This is a genomic window from Aquabacterium sp. A7-Y, from assembly GCF_026153205.1.
GTDB lineage: Bacteria > Pseudomonadota > Gammaproteobacteria > Burkholderiales > Burkholderiaceae_C > Caldimonas.
The window spans coordinates 21,766-39,313 of the sequence record NZ_JAPFBW010000041.1 but is presented as its reverse complement, the minus strand read 5'-3'; the positions used below and the strand labels follow the sequence as shown (position 1 = coordinate 39,313).

The window sequence follows — 17,548 nt, the reverse complement described above, 5'->3', positions numbered from 1 at the left end:
CAGGGCTCAATTGCGGAGAACCAGAAAGGCGAGGTACGGGGGTGGGCTGCCGTCGGGGGGGCCGGTGTGCGCCGCGACGGTGGCAGGCAGGGCCTCCCCGTCCAGCGTCGGCACCACCAGCAGCAGGCGCGTGATGAGCCAGTCGAGCACCGGCGGGGCCAGCGCGTCGACCACCGGCGCGCTGTTCACCGTCTGCTTGTCGCGGTCGCAGTGCGCCTTGCACCACTGCGGCTGCTGGGTATCCTCCGCCGACATGCCTTCGCAGTCGGGCATGTCCGCCATCGCGAGGACCTCGGACGACGGGGTCCCCATGCAGGCATAGGCGGCGGTGACGAGCTGCAGGCACACCAACACCGCGGCGAGCAGCGTCGCCACCCAGCGTCGGGTTACCTTGTTCAGCTTCATGCGGTCAGTTTACCGAACGCAGCGCCGGCGGCGCTCGCCGGGCTTTGCGGTGGCGCAAAGAAGTGCCACTTGTTCCTTGCAAGGCACCGCGCGGACCGTTACGCGTTGGTCGCCGCCGTCCGGTTTACTTTTGTTTCTCCAGCCAGCTGTCCAGCTTCTGGATTTCCTTCGTCTGGTCCTTGATGATCTTCTGGGCCATGGCCTTCATCTCGGGCGACTTGCCGTGCTCCAGCTCCGCCTTGGCCATGTCCAGGGCTTGCTGGTGGTGCATCTTCATCATCGTCGCGAAGTCCTTGTCGGTGTCACCGGTCGGCTTCATGTCTTGCATGGCCTGCATGCCGGACATCATGGACTGGTGCATCGGGTCGGAGCCGTGGGGGGCCGATTGAGCCAGCGCTGCGCCGCTGGCCAGGCCCGCAGCGATGACGAGCGGGCACAGGGCCCAACGAAACGATCGCGTCAGGTGAGGGTTCATGTGCACTCCTGAAATGTTCAAAGGTCACGGGCCATCCCGCGACTTCGAGCCAAGCAATCAGCGCTCCTAAAGGGATGTCCGACAGTCGCGAGCCCTTGCGCCGACCAGGCGAAGCTCAGCGCAACCCTGCGGCGTCCCAGCGAAAGACGCGCGGCTCGCTCTCGCCCGCCCTGCGGATGCGCAACTCCACGGCGGCGGGCGGCTCAGCGGGCGCCGGAAACCTCAACACGCCTTCACGGTGATGGCCGCCGGACGCCGCACCGTTCCAGGCCGTCGGGGCGATCTCCTTGCCGTTGACGACAAGCGCCGAGGTCTTGGCCAGGTCGTCGTCCAGGCTGCCGCTGTGCGCGTCGAGCGAGACCTTGAACTCCCACTCGGTGGCGCCGGACGCCAAGGGCTGGGGTGTGACCTTCATCGTCACGCCCTGCACGGCCGTCGTCTGGGTCGCGGAACCAGTCTCGCTCTGTGCATGGGCGCTCGTGAACCAGCCAACCGCGGCGGCAACGACGACGGTGGCAGCGAGCAGACGCCAGGCCGCTTGAGGAACGGGGCGGGCGATGGTCTTCATGAGAGGTCCGGTGAAAGTTCCGATGGAATGCCAGCGTAACCAGCCCGCCTCCCGCAGCCTTGATGCCGCTCAAGCCAGCGGCATCTCGCGGCTGCCGCGCCACAGGCCCCGAACGGCGCGGGTCAAATCTGCCCGGTGGAGACCCACTGGCAGGCCTGGACGACGGCGCCGCAGCTGCGCCCCGGGCCGCCTCCTGCGTCAAGCTTGGTGGCGGCGGTCCCCGTCGGCACGGCCAGAACGCGGGATGAAGCGCGGCGTGCGCGCCGCATACCAGCGCCACGCCTCTCCGAACTCGCGCTCAGACTCCCGCTCTTCGCGCAGCGCCAACCGCACGTACATGAAGACGAGCACCGGAAACATCGCAAGCGTGAGCAAGGTCGGCCATTGCAGCAGGAAGCCGAACATGATCAACACGAAGCCGATGTACTGCGGGTGCCGCACCTTCGCGTAGGCGCCCGTCGTGGCCAGCAGGTGCCGGCGCTGCGCCTTCCAGAGCACCCGCCAGGCGGCCGACAGCAGCCAGAACCCAGCGACGATGAACAGGGTGCTGAAGAGGTGGAAGGGGCCGAAATGGGGGTTGGCACGCCAGCCGAACAGCAGCTCCCACAGGTGTCCCGCGTCGTGGGACATGAAGTCGACGCCCGGGAACCGGGTGCTCAGCCACCCCGACATCAGGTAGATCGTCAGCGGGAAGCCGTACATCTCGGTGAACAGCGCCACCAAAAAATCCGAGAAGGCACCGAACGAACGCCAATCGCGCCCGCTTTGCGGCTTGGCGAAGCTGAACGCGAAGATGATGAACACGAGCGAGTTCAGGACCACCAGCGACCACAGGCCGTAAGCGGGAGGGTGGGTCACATTCATGGTGATCTCCCTAGGATCGGTGCGAGTGGATGTCTCGGAGTGCGCCGGCGCCCCCCGGCCCGGTGTCGGGCCCGCGCCGCTCGTCGTTCGGACCCTGGGCGCCATGTCGGTGGAACAGGTGCAGCACTGGGCAGGCCAGCAGCAGCACATACGGCAGGGCGCCCAGCAGGTGCGCCCGGTGCTCGGTGACGAGGAAGAAGAGCGCGATCAACGCGAACAGGCCGAAGACCACAGAGGACTTCGATGGGCCGCGCCGCGGCTCCCGGTCTTGCAAGGGGGCAGGCATGTGTTCCTCCTTTCGGTGAGAACGTCTGTGCCAGCTTAAGCGTCAGCCGACGGCGCGCCTTGATGGGGATCAACACGGGGCCGCGGCCGTGGCACAGAGGGCCGGCGAACGCCAGCCCCTTCGGCCCCTCGCAGAGAGGGCAACGCCGCCCCGCCGCAACCGCGACGGGGCCCGCAGCTCACCGGGTCCCCCGCAGCCGCAACGAATTGAACACCACGCTCACCGACGACAAGCTCATTGCGAGCGCCGCGATCATGGGCGACAACAGCCAGCCGGTGAACGGATAGAGGACGCCGGCAGCCAGCGGCACGCCCAGCGCGTTGTAGACGAAGGCGAAGACCAGGTTCTGCCGCATGTTCGCGACGGTCGCCTGCGAGATGGCACGGGCCCGGGCGATGCCGCGCAGGTCGCCCTTGACCAGCGTCACCTGGGCGCTGTTCATCGCCACGTCGGTGCCGGTACCCATCGCCACGCCGACGTCCGCCTTCGCCAACGCGGGCGCGTCGTTGATGCCGTCGCCGGCCATGCCCACCACCCTGCCCTCGCGCTGCAGCCGATCGACCAGCGCGAGCTTGTCGGCCGGCTTGACCTCGCCGTGCACCTCGTCGATGCCCAGTTGCCGGGCCACGGACCGGGCGGTGGTCAGGCCGTCGCCGGTGGCCATCACCACCCGCATCCCGGCCTGGTGCAGGCTCTGGACCGCCTCCGGCGTGCTCTGCTTGATCGGGTCGGACACCGCCAGGATGCCGAGCAGTTGCCCCTCGCGGGCGAGGAACATGACGCTGCTGCCGCGCTGGCGCATCGCTTCCGCGGCGCCGCGCAGCGCCGAGACGTCCACGCCGTCCTGTTCCATGAGCGCCGTGTTGCCGAGCGCCACCCGCTGCCCCTCGACCCGGCCGCGCACGCCGATGCCGGTGGACGACTCGAAGTCGAGCGCCGGGGCCAGCGCGAGCTGCCGAGCGCGTGCTGCGTCCACGATCGCTTGCGCCAGCGGGTGCTCGCTGCCCTGGTCCAGGCTCGCCGCCAGGCGCAGCACCTCGTCCTCCGACCGTCCCGGCGCCGCCACCGCCCGGTCGAACGCCGGCTTGCCCTCGGTCAGCGTGCCGGTTTTGTCGACGATCATCGTGTCGACGCGCCGGAAGTGCTCGATGGCCGAGGCGTCGCGGAACAAGATGCCCTGGGTGGCGGCCTTGCCGGTCGCCACCATGATGGACATCGGCGTCGCCAGGCCCAGGGCGCAGGGGCACGCGATGATCAGCACCGACACCGCATTGATCAGGCCGTACTGCCAGCCCTGCTCGCCACCCAGAAAGCCCCAGGCGAAGAAGGAGGCCAGGGCGATGCTGATCACGACCAGCACGAACCAGCCGGCCACCTGGTCGGCCATGCGCTGCATCGGCGCCTTCGAGCGCTGGGCCTGCGCGACCATCTGCACGATCTGGGACAGCATGGTCTGCGAGCCGACCCGCTCCGACCGCATCACCAGCGAGCCGGAGGTGTTGATGGTGGCGCCGATGACCTTGTCGCCGGGCCGCTTGGTCACCGGGACCGGCTCGCCCGTCAGCATGGCCTCGTCGATGGCGCTGCTGCCTTCGAGCACGACCCCGTCGACCGGCACCTTCTCGCCCGGGCGGATGCGCAGGCGGTCGCCGACGTGCACATGGGTGAGCGGCACGTCCGCCTCGCTGCCGTCCGGCTCGATGCGCCGCGCCGTCTTGGGCGCCAGACCGAGCAGCGATTTGATCGCCGCGGAGGTCTGTGAACGTGCGCGCAGCTCCAGCATCTGCCCCAGCAGGGTCAGCGAGATGATGACCGCGGCGGCCTCGAAGTAGACGCCGATGCGCCCGTGGGCCACGAAGCTGGCCGGGAACAGCTGTGGCGCAACGGTGGCGACGACGCTGTAGACGAAGGCGGCGCCGGTGCCGATGCCGATCAGCGTCCACATGTTCGGGCTGCGATGCCGGAACGACTGCGCGCAGCGCGCGAAGAACGGCCAGCCGGACCACAGGACGATGGGCAGCGAGAGCACCAGCTCGAGCCAGCTCTGCTGGGCCGGGTCCATCCAGCCCAGCCGGTGCCCGGCCATCGCCAGGACGGTGACCACCACCGTCAGCGGCAGCGTCCACCAGAAGCGCCGCGTGAAATCCCGCAGCTCGGGGTTGTCGTCGTCCGCCGTCGCCTCCGGGATCAAGGGCTCCAGCGTCATGCCGCACTTCGGGCAGTTGCCAGGGTGGTCCTGCCGGATCTCCGGGTGCATCGGGCAGGTGTAGACCGCGCCGGGACTGGCTGGAGCGGTGACGGGGGCATGTGCCGGCGCCGGCCGCGCTGCTGCGGCGGCACCATGGCCATGGGGGTGGCCATGGTCATGCCCATGCGCCGCCCCCTGCTGTGGCAGGCCGCCAGCTCCGTGGTGCGCATGTCCGGTCGCCGACCCGGCGGCGCCCTCCGGCACCAGGTGCATGCCGCATTTCGGGCAGTCGCCCGGGCGGTCCTGCCGGACCTCGGGGTGCATCGGGCAGGTGTAGACCGTGGCGCCGCCGGGGGGCGCCGCCAACGGGTGTCCTGGGTGTCCAGGGTGGTCGTGCGAGTGGGGGGCCATTCTTCTTCTCCCTTCATCTGAAACCGATGTGCCAGGCGAGTGCGGCCGCGAGCACCGCCAGCGCGACCCAGCACAGCGCCACCAGCCAGCGACTCCAGCGTGGCTGGGCCTGGCCGAGCTGCAGGCGGTGCTTGAGTCCCATGCCGGTGGCGTGCGCCAGCGCGCCGACCACGAGCAGCGGTACCGCCTGCTTCGCGAGGCTCGGCCACAGCAGCGCGAGCCCGGCGCCCAGCACGGCCGCCCCCAACGTCGAGAGCAATTCGGCGGCCTTCAGGGCACCGGCATCAGTCGCCGGTTCTGTCGCGGCCTGGGTCACGGGCGTTCCCTGGGGCGTGGTGCGCATCGTGGTGGCCGTGCCGGTGCCCGAATACATGCATCAACGGGCAGGCCAGCAGCAGCAGGTAAGGCAGCGCCTGCAGCACGTGGTCAAAGTGGCGCGTCAGCAGAAAGTACGCGCCGATCGCGCCGAGCAGCCAAGCGGCGATGGCGAGCAGGCGCCGGGCGCGCCTCGAAAGGGCAGTAGGAGCGGTCTTCATGACACCATGTTCCTGGAAGACGCTGCCGGGCCGCTTGACTTCGATCAATCCATCGCGCTCAGTGGCAGCTGCCGCAGCAGCTCCCGCCGGATGGACGCGCGGCCTTGGCCACGGCAGTGGCCGAGACGGGGGTGTATCCGGCCTCTTCGATGGCCGCCTTCAACTCGGCCTCGTCGGCGGCCTTCGCCTCGATCTGCACCCGCTTGCTGCCGAGATCGACGGCGACGACCGCATCGCGGTCGGTCTGCTTGACCGCCTTGGTGATCGTGCTCACGCAGTGGCCGCAGGTCATGTCGTTCACTTCAAATGCAATCATCTCAGGCTCCTTGGCTAGGGGTCCGGGGCATCCGGTGACTGAACTGTGAAGCTTCCCACCATGGCAATGTCCAGCGGGTGATGTGTAAAACCCCACCCGGGGGCGGGGACTGAGACGGGGCTTGACCTTCCCACGGTGGCAAGGTGCAGCGGAATGGTCAAGCCACCGGCGGTCGATCGACTGCCGGGCTGTGAAGCGCGAGCTTCACTGAGCCGGTTGCAGCTCCGTGACGACAAAGGCACCGTTGGACTTTTCAGCGGCGAAACGCACCTTGTCGCCCACCTTGACCTTGTCCAGCAGCGACGGGTCCTTCGCCTGAAACACCATCGTCATGCCCGGCATGCCGAGGTTCTTGATCTCGCCGTGCTTCAGGGTGATCTTCTTGTTCGCCGTGTCGATCTTGCGGACCTCCCCCTCGACCAGGTCGCTGGCCGTCGTCGAAGCGGCGGCGGCGGTGGCGTCTGCGGCGCCAGTGGCGGGCGGCGCGGCAAACACGGCGGTGCTGGTCATCAGCGAGGCGGCGGCCAGCAGGGCCAGCAGAGACGTTTTGTTCATGAAGATGCTCCTTGGTGGCTTTCAGCGGAAGTAGGACTGGTACACAGGCGTGCCGCCGTCTCGGAGGACGAGCAACACGTCGTACGGTTGGGTGCGGTTGCCGAAGTCGGGCCCGTCCATGCCCGGGCTGCCCAGCGGCGTGGCCGGCACGGCCAGGCCGACGGCTTTGGGTCGTTCTTTCAGCAGCCGGCGGATCTCGCGCGCCGGCACGTGGCCCTCGATCGCGCTCTGCCCGGGTGCGGCGGAGGCGCCGGCGGCCAGCCCGAGGGCCGCACCGGCCATCACGAAGTCGCGGCGCTTCATTGGGCCGCCACCTTGATCTTGCCTACCATGCCCGCCTGGTAGTGGCCGGCGATCAGGCAGGCGAAGTCGAACTCCCCCGGACGGTTGAAGGTCCAGATCAACTCGCCCGTCTTGCCGGGTGTGACGTGCGCCATGTAGGGCTCGTCGTGCTCCATCTCCGGGAACTTGGCCATCAAGGCTGCGTGCTCGTCGAGTTCCTGCTTCGTGCCGATCACCAGCTCGTGCAGCACCTGGCCGGCGTTGCGGATCACGAACTTGACCGTCTCGCCTTGGCGCAGGCTCAGCTGGCTGGGCGTGAAGCGCATGTCGTCGGTCATCTTGATCTCGACGGTGCGCTTGACCGCCTTGGCGTCGCCGGCGATGCCCCAGGGCTTCTGCTCCTTCTTGATCGGCTGGCGGGTGTCTTTCTTGGCGTGGTCGTCGTCGCCGTGGGCTTGCACCGCACCGGCGGCGGCCAGCAGCGCCACGAGCACCAGGGTGTGGATGTTTTTCATGCCGCCTCGCTCGATGCGGCGGGTGGGGAAGGTCATGGGGATCCTTGAAGTGAATCGGTGAGGGACAGAGCGGACGCGGCCGGGGTTCAGTGCCCGTGGTGGCCGCCCCCGCCGTTGGGTTTACGCACGCGCATCTCGACGTTCTTGGCCGCCTTGCGCGCCAGCGGCATCGACTGGCCGCCGGCCGCGAAGGACCGCGCCGGCTCGGGCAGCGTGCCGGTGAACTCGTAGGCCACCTCGCCCGGCGGGTGCTGGTACCAGCCCGGGTCTTTGAAGTCGCCGCGCTTCTGGTCCGCGCGCACCTTCATCACCGTGAACATGCCGCCCATCTCGACGGGCCCGAACGGGCCCTGGCCGGTCATCATCGGCAGGGTGTTGTCCGGCAGCGGCATCTCCATCTCGGCCATGTCGGCCATGCCCCGCTCGCCCATCGCCATGTAGTCGGGGATGAGCTTGCTGACCTGTTTGACAATGCCGGTGTGGTCCACCCCGATCATCGTGGGCAGGTCGTGGCCCATCGCATTCATCGTGTGGTGGCTCTTGTGGCAGTGGAAGGCCCAGTCGCCCGGCTCGTCGGCGAGGAACTCCACGACGCGCATCTGGCCGACGGCCACGTCGGTCGTCACCTCGTTCCAGCGAGCGCTCTCGCGCGTCCAGCCGCCGTCGGTGCCGGTGACGACGAACTCGTGGCCGTGCAGGTGGATCGGGTGGTTGGTCATCGTCAGGTTGCCCATGCGGATGCGCACCCGCTCGCCGAGCCGCGCCACCATCGAGTCGATGCCGGGGAAGACCCGCGAGTTGAAGGTCCACAGGTTGAAGTCGGTCATCTCGGCCACCCGCGGGGTGTAGCTGCCCGGCTCGATGTCGAAGGCGCTGAGGATGAAACCGTAGTCGCGCTCGACGGCCATGAACTTCGGATCCTTGGGATGGACGATGAACATGCCGTACATGCCCATCGCCATCTGGACCATTTCATCGGCGTGGGGGTGGTACTTGAAGGTGCCGCTGCGCCGCACGACGAACTCGTAGACGAAGGTCTTGCCGGGCTGGATGTGCGGCTGGGTCAGGCCGCCGACGCCGTCCATGCCGTTGGGCAGCCGCAAGCCGTGCCAGTGGATGGTGGTGTGCTCGGCCAGGCGGTTGGTCACGAAGATGCGCACCCGGTCGCCTTCGACCACTTCGATCGTCGGACCCGGCGAGCTGCCGTTGTAGCCCCACAGGTGGGCTTTCATGCCGGGGGCGAACTCGCGCACCACCGGCTCGGCCACCAGGTGGAACTCCTTGACGCCGTTGTTCATGCGCCAGGGCAGGCTCCATCCGTTGAGCGTCACCATGGGGTTGTAGGGCCGCCCGGTGTTGGGGACCAGCGGCGGGGCCGTCAGCGGACTGGTCTGGATGACCGGCTCGGGCAAGGCGGCCATCGCGACCTTGCTCACCGTGGAGGCCGCGACCGCGGCGCCCGCGGCAGCGGTGCCCGTCAGGAAGCGGCGTCGACTCGTTGTCATGGGGTACTCCGTCTAGGGGTTCAATGGCCACCATCGCCGCCGGCGGCGGCCGCAGGGGCGGCCTCCATCGACACGCCGGCGGTGGGTGTGCCGATCAGGGCCGCCTGCAAAGCGGCGTCGGCCAGCCAGAAATCACGTTGCGCCTCGATCGCCTGCACGACGCTGCCGACCTGCTCGCGGGCGTCGGCGAGCAGCTCGAACACGCCGATCAACATGCCGTTGTAGCGAAGCAGGTTTTCATCGGCGATGGTCTTGCGCAGCGGCACCACCTCTTCCAGGTAGTGCTTGGCGACGTCGTAGGCGGTCCTGTAGGCACCGTAGGTCTCGCGCACCTGCGAACTCGCGTCCACGCCGATCTGGGCCGTGCGGTTCAGTGCGGCCATGTAGGTCGCTTGCGAGCGGGCGCGGCTGGCGTCGCCGAAGTCGAAGATCGGCAGGGGCAGCTCCAGTTCGTAGCCCTTCTGCGGCGGCTCGCCGGTCTCGCTGTTGCGCACGGCGGCGACGTGCAGACCGTTGACGAAACTCGTCACCCGGGTGAGCCCCTGGTCTTTTGCCGTGAACTCCAGGTCAGCGCGCGCCAGCTGGACGTCGAGCCGCTGGTCGAGTGCCTGCTGCGCGATGTCGGCTTCCTGTTGGGGCGCCTTGGGCAGGTCGGGCAGGCGGTCGGGCAGCGTCAGGCGTCGCGCCTGGGCCTCGTTCAGCCCCAGCGAGCGCACCAGCGCTTCTCGGGTGCTGTGCGCCCCCTGGCGGGCGCGGGCCAGCTGCGCAACGGCGTCGGCGGCGAAGGCTTGCTCCCGCGCGCGTTGCAGCCGGTTGAAGTTGCCCACCGATTGCATCCGGCGGGCCAGTTCGGCGCTGGCATCGGCCGTCTGCTTGACCTGCTCGAAGTACTGCAGCGACTGCTGCGCGGCCACGGCGCGCACCCAGTTCTGGCGCGCGTCGCTGGCCGCCTGCACCACGTCGCCGGCCAGCCGCAGCTGGATCTGCTGCTGCTGGAAATCCGCCATGCGCAGCCGCGACGGCAGCAGCAGGAAGTCGAACACCGAGATGCCCAGCATGCGGCCGATGTCGAGCTCGGTCTCCCCGCCTTCTCGCCGCACCAGGCGCTCGAAGGTGAAGATCGGGTTGGGCAGTCGGGCGGACTGGGTGGCGCCGGCCGAGGCGGCGGCGCTTTCGAAGAGCGCCGCCTGCAACGCCGGACTGTGCGCGAGCGCCAGCCGCACCGCGTCGTCGGCCGTGAGCGGCTTGGCGAGCGTCGCGTCGACGTCGGCCTGTGCCTGCCGGCGGGCCTCGTCGCTGTTGAGCCACTTCACCTCGGCCCCGAGGCGGCCCTGGGTCAGGCGCTGGACGCCCTGGACATTCTGGTCGATCGCCGTGCTGGCGCAGCCGGCGAGCAGCAGCGCCGCCGTCACCGCGGCGAGCCGAGGGCGGGGTACAGCCCTGGAGGTCATGCGGGACTCCTCAATGATGTTGCGAGTGGCCAGCGGGTGCCGCGGGCTGCGATGCGGCCGGAACCGTCGGCGGCGCCGGTGCCGTCTTCGGCGGGTGGGTCATCTCCGTCTGTCCGAAGGGTTTGTCGGTGTTCGCGGTGCCGGCGCGCGGCGGGGTGGCGCCAGACGAGGACGGGGCAGCGCCGTGGCCGGCATGGCCGCCACCGGCGTCGCCGGCCGCCTCCGCGGCGTAGGTCCGCCAGCCACCCATGCGGCCGACACGGTCGTTGGCCTCTTTCCAGGACACGACCGGCTCCTCGGCGTATCGGCGGTAGCCGTCGAAGGCGGAGCGATAGATGACGGCGGCGGGCGTCGAGACGGTGGGGACCGCCGGCGCGGCGGGTGACTGCGCGTGCGCAGCCGGCAGCAACGCGCCGAGCGTGGCCGCCAGGCTGGCGGTTTTCCAGAGGGACATGAGATCCTCGCGAGACGCCGGGCGCCAAGCGCGCCGACAAGATGCGCGCTCCGACCCCGGCAGGTCGTGTACGGCACGGCCTCAGGACGCGGCGAGGCGTCCACCGAGGCGCACCACGGCGGTGTCAGGCGAGGGAGGTTCGGGGAGGCCGCTCAGGGCCGCCAGTCATGAAGACCGCGGCGTGCGACTCTGGGGCCGGGTGGAGGCTGTCGTCCGCGGGCGGTGGATCGATGGAGATCACCGTCGCTGGCAGCGCGGCGGCGGCGCAGCAGGACGCGCAGACGCTGCACTTCGACGCGGACGCCTTATGTCCATGGCCATCCGGAAGGGCGTCGGACGCGGCGAGACCGGGGGCATCTGGGGCGGCACTGGGGTCAGCGGTCAGCCCATGCCCGTGCTGCCTGTGGTCGTGCCCGATGTGGCCATCGGCGTCGTCAGCATGGTCGTGGGCGGCAGCTTGGGAGAACACAACGGCAGTGCCGTGATGGTGCGGCCCGCAGGCGACCATCGTCGCCGCCACCGCTCCCTGGAACGGCAGCGCGACGGCAAGCACCCACAGCAAAACGGATCGGACGACGCGCCACATGGGCGACAGTCTAAGAGATCTGGCTCATCGGAGTTATTTTTGATGTGAAATCACGGTACGGCGGGGTGTGGTATCTGTCTGCGGCACCAGACGCAATGTGCTCGAGTCGCCTCTGCTGAACCATTCCGGCGGGCACGGCCGGCAAAATGCACGGCGACCGCGCAAATCCCTCCAGCTTCGAGTCACCGGCCGCGACACGGTTTTCGCCAGCGACCCCAAACCACACTGCCTAGCCACCCGCAAGCCATGAAAATGCTGCCCGCCGTTGTCGCGTCCCTCCTCGTTGCCGTCCACTCCGCGCACGCCCAGACGTCGCGCCCCACGAAAGTCCTACCCAAGAGAGCGCACGGGACTGCAAGCGCCGCCTCGTCGGCCTTGCCCATGACCGATGGCGAGGTGGAACAGGTGGACAAGGAACGGGGCGAAGTGGTCCTGAAGCACGGCGACCTGCCCAGCCTCGGCATGCCCCCGATGACCATGGCGTTCAACGCCAGCAAGCAGGTGCTCGAGCGGCTCAGCGTCGGGGACAAGGTGCGCTTTTACGCGGAGATCGTGAAAGGCGAACCGACCCTCACTCACGTGGAGCCCGCCGGTGAGCGGGCTCCCCGGTAGCAAGGAGCTCCTCCGTGCGGCGGCCAGGGGCGACGACGACTGGCCAGACCTCAGATCAGACGCAGCTGTACGACCGCTATATCGTCGGCCCCGGCCGGCCTGCGCCAAGCCGGTTTGTCCCACGATGGGCCTGCTCTGCCCGCAGGCGCCGAAGTGCGCGCTGACGGCATCCGTGGCCCGTTCCGCCTGCAGCCGTACGGGCCCCAAGGGTCGCTGCGCATTGGAGGCATGACCCGTCCGCTGCGCATCGAGTTTCCCGGCGCTGTCTATCACGTCAGCTCACGTGGTGATCGACGCGAGCCGATCTTTGACGACGATGCGGACCGGGAACTGCTGTTTCGGTAACGGCGACTTCGTCGCGCGCATGCAGGTCATCGTCGCGGGATCGGCGCGGCTTGATCAAGCGCGCGACATCGCCAAGGTTCAGCAACGCAGCGAAGGCAAGACGCTGCGGCAATACGTTGCCGAAGCGGCAACGCGCGAAGAGGCGATGTGGCTGGCACATGCGCGCTCCGGGCTGACGATGACGCAGATCGGTGAGGAACTGGGCCTGTCGACGGCACGGGTCAGTCAGCTGATCAAGCGCTATCAGCAGGGGCGTGGGACCTAAGATTTAACGCCTGCCCCCTCCGCACGTGACCCCGTCGCACGCTGTTGGTAAGGAATTGGGGCTGTCGACAGCGCGAGTCAGTCAGCTGATCAAGTGCTATCAGCAGGGGCGTGAGACTTAAGATTTAAGGCCTCGTTGCTCGCGTTGGGGCCGTTGCTGAAGTTTGCTGGACGGTGCGCCCATCACCTCGCCGGCCGAGATCCGCACGATGCCTTTTATCCCCTCGCCCCGGGTGTCGGCAGCTCGCTGAAGGGCTGCTTTCGTGCTGTGCATGGCTTCGGCGCAGCCGCGCAGCGCCAAGGCAGCGTCAATGGGTGTGAAGCCGATCTGCGAGCGCGTGAACAGGGTGAGTCGGGACCTTGCGGGTGCTTCGCTTCAATGGGCCGGACAAGAGCGGCCATAGTCGCCTGAGCCGCCGCCGATAGCTACTCCCTTTGCGGCGCCGCAAAGGGGCATTACAACTTTTATCTCCCCTTCGAATAGTTTGCGCATCTAATCGGCGCCCTAATATTCAGGGAGAAAGCAAGTGCCAGCTTTTCATCGTCATCTATCAGGCGTCGCCCTGCTCACGCTTGCGGCCTGCGGAGGCTCCGGCAATGGAGATGGCGCCGCCGAGATGCAACAGGCGGCCGCCGCAGCCGCCCCTGCCCCACTTCCGCTCGAGCAACTGCATGCGGGCTATACGCGCCTGCTGGAGGACAACTTCAACGGCACCTTCGGTAGCAACGGTGTCGCCGAAGGCTGGAAAGTCCTGGCCTGGGGCGGTGCGGCCGCCACCTTCGCCGAGGAAACGGTCCAGCACCGGGGCGGCAGCTCGCAGCGCTTCCAGCGCACCGCAATGGGCGGCGACGGCGCCGATGTGCATCTCGTGCACGACCTGAGCTTTTCCAGCCCCGGCTACTACCGAGTGGTGCTGTGGATGAAGCGAGACGTCACGAACGAGAGCGACAGGGAGAAAGCGGAAGATCATCCGGTCGAGTTTTCGCTGACCAGCACCACGTCCCCGGTCAAGTTCTTCGGCAAGGTGACCGCCGGGGTCGGCTCCGGGTGGCGCAAGATGGAACTCAACGCCCGCGTCGATGCCGCCGGTGCAGCCCTGCTGCGCGTGGCATTGCGCCGCCTGGACAAGGCGGTTTACATCGACAACTTGACCGTCTACAAGCTGCCTGACGTCGACAACCCGAACGGGACCGCGATTCCGGCCTCGCCCCCTTCGCTGCCGCAGCCCGCCTTGCTGGCATCAAGCAACTTCAACGAGCCGGCCGCCGCCTTGCGCGGATGGAACGTCAATGTCCTCAAGCCGGCCACGTACGCCGTGGCGCCGAGCACCACGGCCTTCGAAGGCGGCGGTTCCCTGAGCTTCAAGGTGTCCAAGGCCGCGGGAGGCGACGCGTTGCTCTACTACGCCTTCCCCTTCCGGGCCGGCAGGAGCTACCGGGTCACGCTGCAGGTCAAGGTGCCGAGCGGCACCACCGCGACCGTGGTGGTGCGCAACGACGTCTCCTACAGCACCGTCGTCCGCCAGGAGGTGACCGGCAACGGAGCCTGGCAACCGGTGACGCTGCAGTTCGCCTATGCGACCTTTCAGCCGGGCTCGGTCCGCGTGACGGTCAACCAGAGCAACCAGGAGGTCCTCATCGACGACATGAAGGTGGTCGAGGTGTTCAAGAACGACGTTGCGCCGGCCAACACCCGGGACCGGGTGCCCCCCACCTTGTTCGGCATGCACTACAACAGGCATTCGGCACACCATGTGGCGACGAAGCTGGGAGCGAACATCCGGCGGCTTTGGAACACCGGAAGCGAGTGGTACCAGCTCCAACCTGCCGGCTTCGGTCTGTGGGAGACGATCGACCATCCCAAGGACCCCGGGAACCTGTCGACGACCGCGTTCACCATGCTCTACCAGCAGGCGCGCAACGCGGAGATGGAGGGCACGAAAGTGCTCTATACCCTCGGCTACTCCCCACCGTGGGCCACGGCGTCTGGCAGCAACCGAACCGACGCGCCTCGCGCCGACGCCTGGCGCGAGTATGTGCGCAAACTGAAAACGGACACCCGCTTCGCCAACCGGATCCACTACTGGGAGTTGTGGAACGAGGCGGACTACCGGCTCTTCTACACCGGCACCGTGGCACAGATGCTCGATCTGGCCGTGATCGCACGCCAGGAGCTCGGCTCGGCACCGATCGTGTCGCCCGGCCTCACCACGGAAACCGGCTACGCCTGGCTGGAGAAGTTCCTCGACACCCCGGCACCGAGCGACCCCCGCAAGCGAGGCCGAGACCTGGTGGACATCATCGGCTTCCACTTCTACTACGATCCCACCCAGCCCGAGCTGGTGGCCGCCCCGATCCAGAACCTGCGCGACCTGCTGGCGCGCGAGCAAGTGACCAAGAAAATCTGGAACACCGAAGGGGGGCCGAACTGTGATCCGCTGAACACCGGCACGGGCGGCTGCCTGGGCGACAACCCGAGTGCCGATGAACACGTGTCCAGCGCTGCCCGGGCCCTGTTTGTCATGTGGGCCAAGGGGATCGAGAACTTCAACTATTACTTCTACGAAGGCCTGCCGTACCGTTCGCCCCTGAGCGCCCTGGTGTCCCCGGACTACAAGAGCCTCACGCCGGCCGGCGCTGCCTACAAGCGGGTCGCGACCGAGTGGCTGAAGGGCGCGCGATTCAAGCAGGCCTACGAGGTGCGCGACCAGCCCTATGACGAGCACCTGGTGTACGTGTTCGAGCTGGAGCGGGAGAACGGCACGCCTGCGGTGGTCCTGTGGTCGACCAACAGCCGCAAGGTGAAGCTGCCGAGCGCGTGGAGCTACACCAAGGCGACGCGGCTCAACGGCACGACGACTGGGATCGTGAACCGCGAGCTCACCCTGGGTGTGGTTCCGGTGCTGCTGGAGAACTGACGCCGGCATGGGCCTCCAGGGAGCTGGCACCCGCACGGACCGGCTCCCTCGAAGCGAGCCTCTGCGTCGTGGACGACGAAGTGCGGTGGGCAGTCAGGACGCGAGGCGGCGGCCTGCAACGGGAAGCTGGCTCAGCCGATCCGGCGCCGCTTCTGTTCCGGCTCGATGATCCGCTTTGACTCCTCCCCTGAGTCCGTGCCGGCCGGGCTGCCGGCCTCGCGAAACTCGGCGAGCAGTTCCGAGTCGATCGTCAAGCTCGGCACCATTGCGGTGGACGGCACCAAGGCCAACGCCCCCCGCCACGGGGCCATGAGCTACGGCCACACGCTCAACGCCGAGGCCGAACTGAAGGCCCAGATCGACGTACTGCTCAAGCGTGCCCAGCAAGCGCACGAGGCCGTGAAGAACGAACCGAAACTGCACATCCCCGCTCAGATCTCCTGGCGCGGGGCGCGTCATGCCAGCCACGACGGCCGCACGGCGGTGGAAGGTCGCCTGCAGCCGGCGCGCGTCGGCGGAAGCGCGATGGTGCGGCAAGCCGAGCACGGTCGGGACCTGCCCCTTCAGTGCCGACCAGCGCGCGACCTCGCTGTCCGTCGGCCTGCGGGCGGGCGCAGGAGACGCAGCAAGGACGGGGCTCAACCTCCGTCCAGCACCCGATGCACGAAAGCCACCGCCATGGCGCCCTCGCCCACCGCCGCGGCGCAGCGCCGCACCGCGTTGTGGCGCACATCGCCTGCGGCGAATACGCCGGGAATGCTGGTCTCGAGGTAATAGGGCTCGCGCTCCAGCGGCCAGTCCGGCATGCGCCGGCCCTCGCGCAGCAGGTCCGGGCCGGTGACGATGTAGCCGGCCTTGTCGCGCACCATGCCGATGCTCTCGGCCCACTGCGTCTGCGGGTCCCCGCCGATGCACACGAACAGCCAGCGCACCGGCATGCGGCGCTCGCGGCCGCTGCGGTGGTCGCGCAGCGTGATCTCGCTCAGCGTGCCGTTGCCGTGCAGCGCCGTCACCTCGGTGCACGCCAGCACCTGGATATTGGGCGCCGTCGCGATGCGTTCCAGCAGGTAGTGCGACATGGTGCTGCGCAGCGATTCGCCGCGGATCACCACGCTGATCTGCCGGGCATACGCAGCGAAGTGCAACGCGGCCTGGCCGGCCGAGTTGCCGCCGCCGACGATGAACACGTGCTCGCCGGCCGTGAGCGGAGCTTCGCTGGCGCCAGCGCCGTAGTAGAGCCCGGCGCCCAGGAAGCGGTCCTCGTCCCGCAGGCCCAGGCGGCGGTAGGCCACGCCAGTGGCGCAGATCGACGCGCGCGCGACGATGCGGGTGCCGTCCTCCAGCACGCCGACCCCGCGGCCCGGCTGCAGTTCCGCGCCGCGGCCTTCGCGGGCGAGCAGGATCTCGACGCCGAACTTGTCAGCCTGCCGGCGCGCGCGCTCGGCCAGTTCCGTGCCGCTGATGCCTTCGTCGAAACCGAGGTAGTTCTCGATGCGGGAACTGCTGCCGGCCTGGCCGCCGATAGCCCAGCGCTCGACCAGCACGCTGCTGAGCCCGTCGGCGCCGGCATACACGGCCGCGCTCAGGCCGGCCCGGCCGGCGCCATAGATCGCCAGGTCGTATTCGGTGCGCGAGGGATTGCGGAACCAGCCGAGCTTCTCGGTGATCTGCCGGATCGTCGGCGCCTCCATGCGTGTGCCGTCGGGGAACACGCACACGGGGTCGCGCGGCGCGGAGCCCGCCACCTGCACCCACTCGAACGGCACGTCGCAGCGGTGCAGGAACTCGCGGATCGCGTACGCCGCGGCGTTGCCGAGGCGGCCCCAGATGCGAACCTTGTGCCCGTCTCCGGGTGCCGCCAGCGCCGTGTGCTGCTCCCGCCCCAGGGTCCAGGGCGGCGGATCGCTGGCGGGGAAGGTATCGTCCAGAGCCTCGTCGATCGCCGCATCGAGTTCGGCATCGGCCCGTGCGGCTGCGGGCTCCTGCTTGCCTTGCGTTTCCATGGCCGCCCC

The 17,548-nt window shown here is 68.5% G+C and carries 20 protein-coding genes and 1 pseudogene; 4 read left to right on the top strand and 17 right to left on the bottom strand.

From position 1 onward, the window contains the following. Window positions 1-6: 6 nt before the first annotated feature. The 15 genes and pseudogenes from OOT46_RS26895 to OOT46_RS26825 all read right to left on the bottom strand — a co-directional run bounded on the left by OOT46_RS26895 (window position 7) and on the right by OOT46_RS26825 (window position 10,811). Window positions 7-405 (bottom strand): hypothetical protein, encoded by a 399-nt coding sequence (locus tag OOT46_RS26895; RefSeq protein ID WP_265406707.1) that lies wholly within the window; start codon window positions 403-405, stop codon window positions 7-9. 124 nt (window positions 406-529) lie between these two features. Next, window positions 530-880, bottom strand: coding sequence for a DUF305 domain-containing protein (locus tag OOT46_RS26890; RefSeq protein WP_265406706.1), 351 nt, complete (start codon window positions 878-880; stop codon window positions 530-532). Window positions 881-995: 115 nt separating this feature from the next. Then, window positions 996-1,448: a hypothetical protein gene (locus tag OOT46_RS26885; RefSeq protein ID WP_265406705.1), complete on the bottom strand. Its 453-nt coding sequence runs from the start codon at window positions 1,446-1,448 to the stop codon at window positions 996-998. 198 nt (window positions 1,449-1,646) lie between these two features. Beyond that, the gene (locus OOT46_RS26880) at window positions 1,647-2,312 is read right to left on the bottom strand and encodes a methyltransferase family protein (RefSeq protein ID WP_265406704.1); all 666 of its coding nucleotides are present in this window, start codon (window positions 2,310-2,312) and stop codon (window positions 1,647-1,649) included. Window positions 2,313-2,322: 10 nt separating this feature from the next. After that, the gene (locus OOT46_RS26875; RefSeq protein WP_265406703.1) at window positions 2,323-2,598 is read right to left on the bottom strand and encodes a DUF2933 domain-containing protein; all 276 of its coding nucleotides are present in this window, start codon (window positions 2,596-2,598) and stop codon (window positions 2,323-2,325) included. A 178-nt stretch (window positions 2,599-2,776) separates the two neighbouring features. Next, on the bottom strand, window positions 2,777-5,197 hold the full coding sequence (locus OOT46_RS26870) for a copper-transporting P-type ATPase (RefSeq protein WP_416136261.1): 2,421 nt from the start codon (window positions 5,195-5,197) through the stop codon (window positions 2,777-2,779). A gap of 13 nt (window positions 5,198-5,210) precedes the next feature. Next, on the bottom strand, window positions 5,211-5,513 hold the full coding sequence (locus OOT46_RS26865; RefSeq protein ID WP_265406701.1) for a hypothetical protein: 303 nt from the start codon (window positions 5,511-5,513) through the stop codon (window positions 5,211-5,213). Further along, on the bottom strand, window positions 5,482-5,733 hold the full coding sequence (locus OOT46_RS26860) for a DUF2933 domain-containing protein (protein ID WP_416136262.1): 252 nt from the start codon (window positions 5,731-5,733) through the stop codon (window positions 5,482-5,484). The genes OOT46_RS26865 and OOT46_RS26860 overlap by 32 nt, the downstream gene beginning before the upstream one ends. Window positions 5,734-5,791: 58 nt before the next feature. Continuing rightward, window positions 5,792-6,049, bottom strand: a complete 258-nt coding sequence (locus tag OOT46_RS26855) for a heavy-metal-associated domain-containing protein (RefSeq protein WP_265406699.1) — start codon at window positions 6,047-6,049, stop codon at window positions 5,792-5,794. A gap of 204 nt (window positions 6,050-6,253) precedes the next feature. After that, window positions 6,254-6,604 (bottom strand): copper-binding protein, encoded by a 351-nt coding sequence (locus tag OOT46_RS26850; RefSeq protein ID WP_265406698.1) that lies wholly within the window; start codon window positions 6,602-6,604, stop codon window positions 6,254-6,256. 21 nt (window positions 6,605-6,625) lie between these two features. Then, window positions 6,626-6,832: pseudogene (locus OOT46_RS26845) on the bottom strand (DUF411 domain-containing protein); the annotation flags it as partial. A gap of 71 nt (window positions 6,833-6,903) precedes the next feature. Then, entirely contained in the window at window positions 6,904-7,401 is a 498-nt protein-coding gene (locus OOT46_RS26840; protein ID WP_265406716.1) for a cupredoxin domain-containing protein, read from the bottom strand. 86 nt (window positions 7,402-7,487) lie between these two features. Continuing rightward, window positions 7,488-8,906, bottom strand: a complete 1,419-nt coding sequence (locus tag OOT46_RS26835; protein WP_265406697.1) for a multicopper oxidase family protein — start codon at window positions 8,904-8,906, stop codon at window positions 7,488-7,490. Window positions 8,907-8,926: 20 nt separating this feature from the next. Then, on the bottom strand, window positions 8,927-10,357 hold the full coding sequence (locus OOT46_RS26830; protein WP_265406696.1) for a TolC family protein: 1,431 nt from the start codon (window positions 10,355-10,357) through the stop codon (window positions 8,927-8,929). Window positions 10,358-10,367: 10 nt separating this feature from the next. Continuing rightward, complete coding sequence (locus OOT46_RS26825; RefSeq protein ID WP_265406695.1) at window positions 10,368-10,811, bottom strand: hypothetical protein; 444 nt, start codon at window positions 10,809-10,811, stop codon at window positions 10,368-10,370. Window positions 10,812-11,124: 313 nt separating this feature from the next. Here OOT46_RS26825 and OOT46_RS26820 point away from each other — a divergent pair, with 313 nt between their 5' ends. The 4 genes from OOT46_RS26820 (at window position 11,125) to OOT46_RS26805 (ending at window position 15,536) form a co-directional block, all read left to right on the top strand. After that, the gene (locus OOT46_RS26820; RefSeq protein ID WP_265406694.1) at window positions 11,125-11,445 is read left to right on the top strand and encodes a hypothetical protein; all 321 of its coding nucleotides are present in this window, start codon (window positions 11,125-11,127) and stop codon (window positions 11,443-11,445) included. Window positions 11,446-11,778: 333 nt separating this feature from the next. Further along, window positions 11,779-12,009: a copper-binding protein gene (locus OOT46_RS26815; RefSeq protein WP_265406693.1), complete on the top strand. Its 231-nt coding sequence runs from the start codon at window positions 11,779-11,781 to the stop codon at window positions 12,007-12,009. 283 nt (window positions 12,010-12,292) lie between these two features. Then, window positions 12,293-12,619: a helix-turn-helix domain-containing protein gene (locus OOT46_RS26810; RefSeq protein WP_265406692.1), complete on the top strand. Its 327-nt coding sequence runs from the start codon at window positions 12,293-12,295 to the stop codon at window positions 12,617-12,619. Window positions 12,620-13,235: 616 nt separating this feature from the next. After that, entirely contained in the window at window positions 13,236-15,536 is a 2,301-nt protein-coding gene (locus OOT46_RS26805; protein WP_265406691.1) for a hypothetical protein, read from the top strand. Between the two features lie 131 nt (window positions 15,537-15,667). On the opposite strand, the gene OOT46_RS26800 is transcribed toward OOT46_RS26805, so the two are convergent. Together OOT46_RS26800 and OOT46_RS26790 are read right to left on the bottom strand one after the other, a co-directional pair. Next, the gene (locus tag OOT46_RS26800) at window positions 15,668-15,790 is read right to left on the bottom strand and encodes a hypothetical protein (RefSeq protein WP_265406718.1); all 123 of its coding nucleotides are present in this window, start codon (window positions 15,788-15,790) and stop codon (window positions 15,668-15,670) included. A gap of 384 nt (window positions 15,791-16,174) precedes the next feature. Further along, window positions 16,175-17,539: an NAD(P)/FAD-dependent oxidoreductase gene (locus OOT46_RS26790; protein ID WP_265406690.1), complete on the bottom strand. Its 1,365-nt coding sequence runs from the start codon at window positions 17,537-17,539 to the stop codon at window positions 16,175-16,177. Window positions 17,540-17,548 lie beyond the last annotated feature (9 nt).

Bases quoted from the DNA above. Each gene is read 5' to 3' on its own strand.
- OOT46_RS26870 (WP_416136261.1), bottom strand. From the start codon at position 5,197: ATGGCCCCCCACTCGCACGACCACCCTGGACACCCAGGACACCCGTTG.
- OOT46_RS26825 (WP_265406695.1), bottom strand. From the start codon at position 10,811: ATGTCCCTCTGGAAAACCGCCAGCCTGGCGGCCACGCTCGGCGCGTTG.
- OOT46_RS26895 (WP_265406707.1), bottom strand. From the start codon at position 405: ATGAAGCTGAACAAGGTAACCCGACGCTGGGTGGCGACGCTGCTCGCC.
- OOT46_RS26790 (WP_265406690.1), bottom strand. From the start codon at position 17,539: ATGGAAACGCAAGGCAAGCAGGAGCCCGCAGCCGCACGGGCCGATGCC.
- OOT46_RS26880 (WP_265406704.1), bottom strand. From the start codon at position 2,312: ATGAATGTGACCCACCCTCCCGCTTACGGCCTGTGGTCGCTGGTGGTC.
- OOT46_RS26835 (WP_265406697.1), bottom strand. From the start codon at position 8,906: ATGACAACGAGTCGACGCCGCTTCCTGACGGGCACCGCTGCCGCGGGC.
- OOT46_RS26820 (WP_265406694.1), top strand. From the start codon at position 11,125: ATGGCCATCCGGAAGGGCGTCGGACGCGGCGAGACCGGGGGCATCTGG.
- OOT46_RS26840 (WP_265406716.1), bottom strand. From the start codon at position 7,401: ATGAAAAACATCCACACCCTGGTGCTCGTGGCGCTGCTGGCCGCCGCC.
- OOT46_RS26890 (WP_265406706.1), bottom strand. From the start codon at position 880: ATGAACCCTCACCTGACGCGATCGTTTCGTTGGGCCCTGTGCCCGCTC.
- OOT46_RS26815 (WP_265406693.1), top strand. From the start codon at position 11,779: ATGACCGATGGCGAGGTGGAACAGGTGGACAAGGAACGGGGCGAAGTG.
- OOT46_RS26830 (WP_265406696.1), bottom strand. From the start codon at position 10,357: ATGACCTCCAGGGCTGTACCCCGCCCTCGGCTCGCCGCGGTGACGGCG.
- OOT46_RS26850 (WP_265406698.1), bottom strand. From the start codon at position 6,604: ATGAACAAAACGTCTCTGCTGGCCCTGCTGGCCGCCGCCTCGCTGATG.
- OOT46_RS26805 (WP_265406691.1), top strand. From the start codon at position 13,236: ATGCAACAGGCGGCCGCCGCAGCCGCCCCTGCCCCACTTCCGCTCGAG.
- OOT46_RS26875 (WP_265406703.1), bottom strand. From the start codon at position 2,598: ATGCCTGCCCCCTTGCAAGACCGGGAGCCGCGGCGCGGCCCATCGAAG.
- OOT46_RS26885 (WP_265406705.1), bottom strand. From the start codon at position 1,448: ATGAAGACCATCGCCCGCCCCGTTCCTCAAGCGGCCTGGCGTCTGCTC.
- OOT46_RS26860 (WP_416136262.1), bottom strand. From the start codon at position 5,733: ATGAAGACCGCTCCTACTGCCCTTTCGAGGCGCGCCCGGCGCCTGCTC.
- OOT46_RS26855 (WP_265406699.1), bottom strand. From the start codon at position 6,049: ATGATTGCATTTGAAGTGAACGACATGACCTGCGGCCACTGCGTGAGC.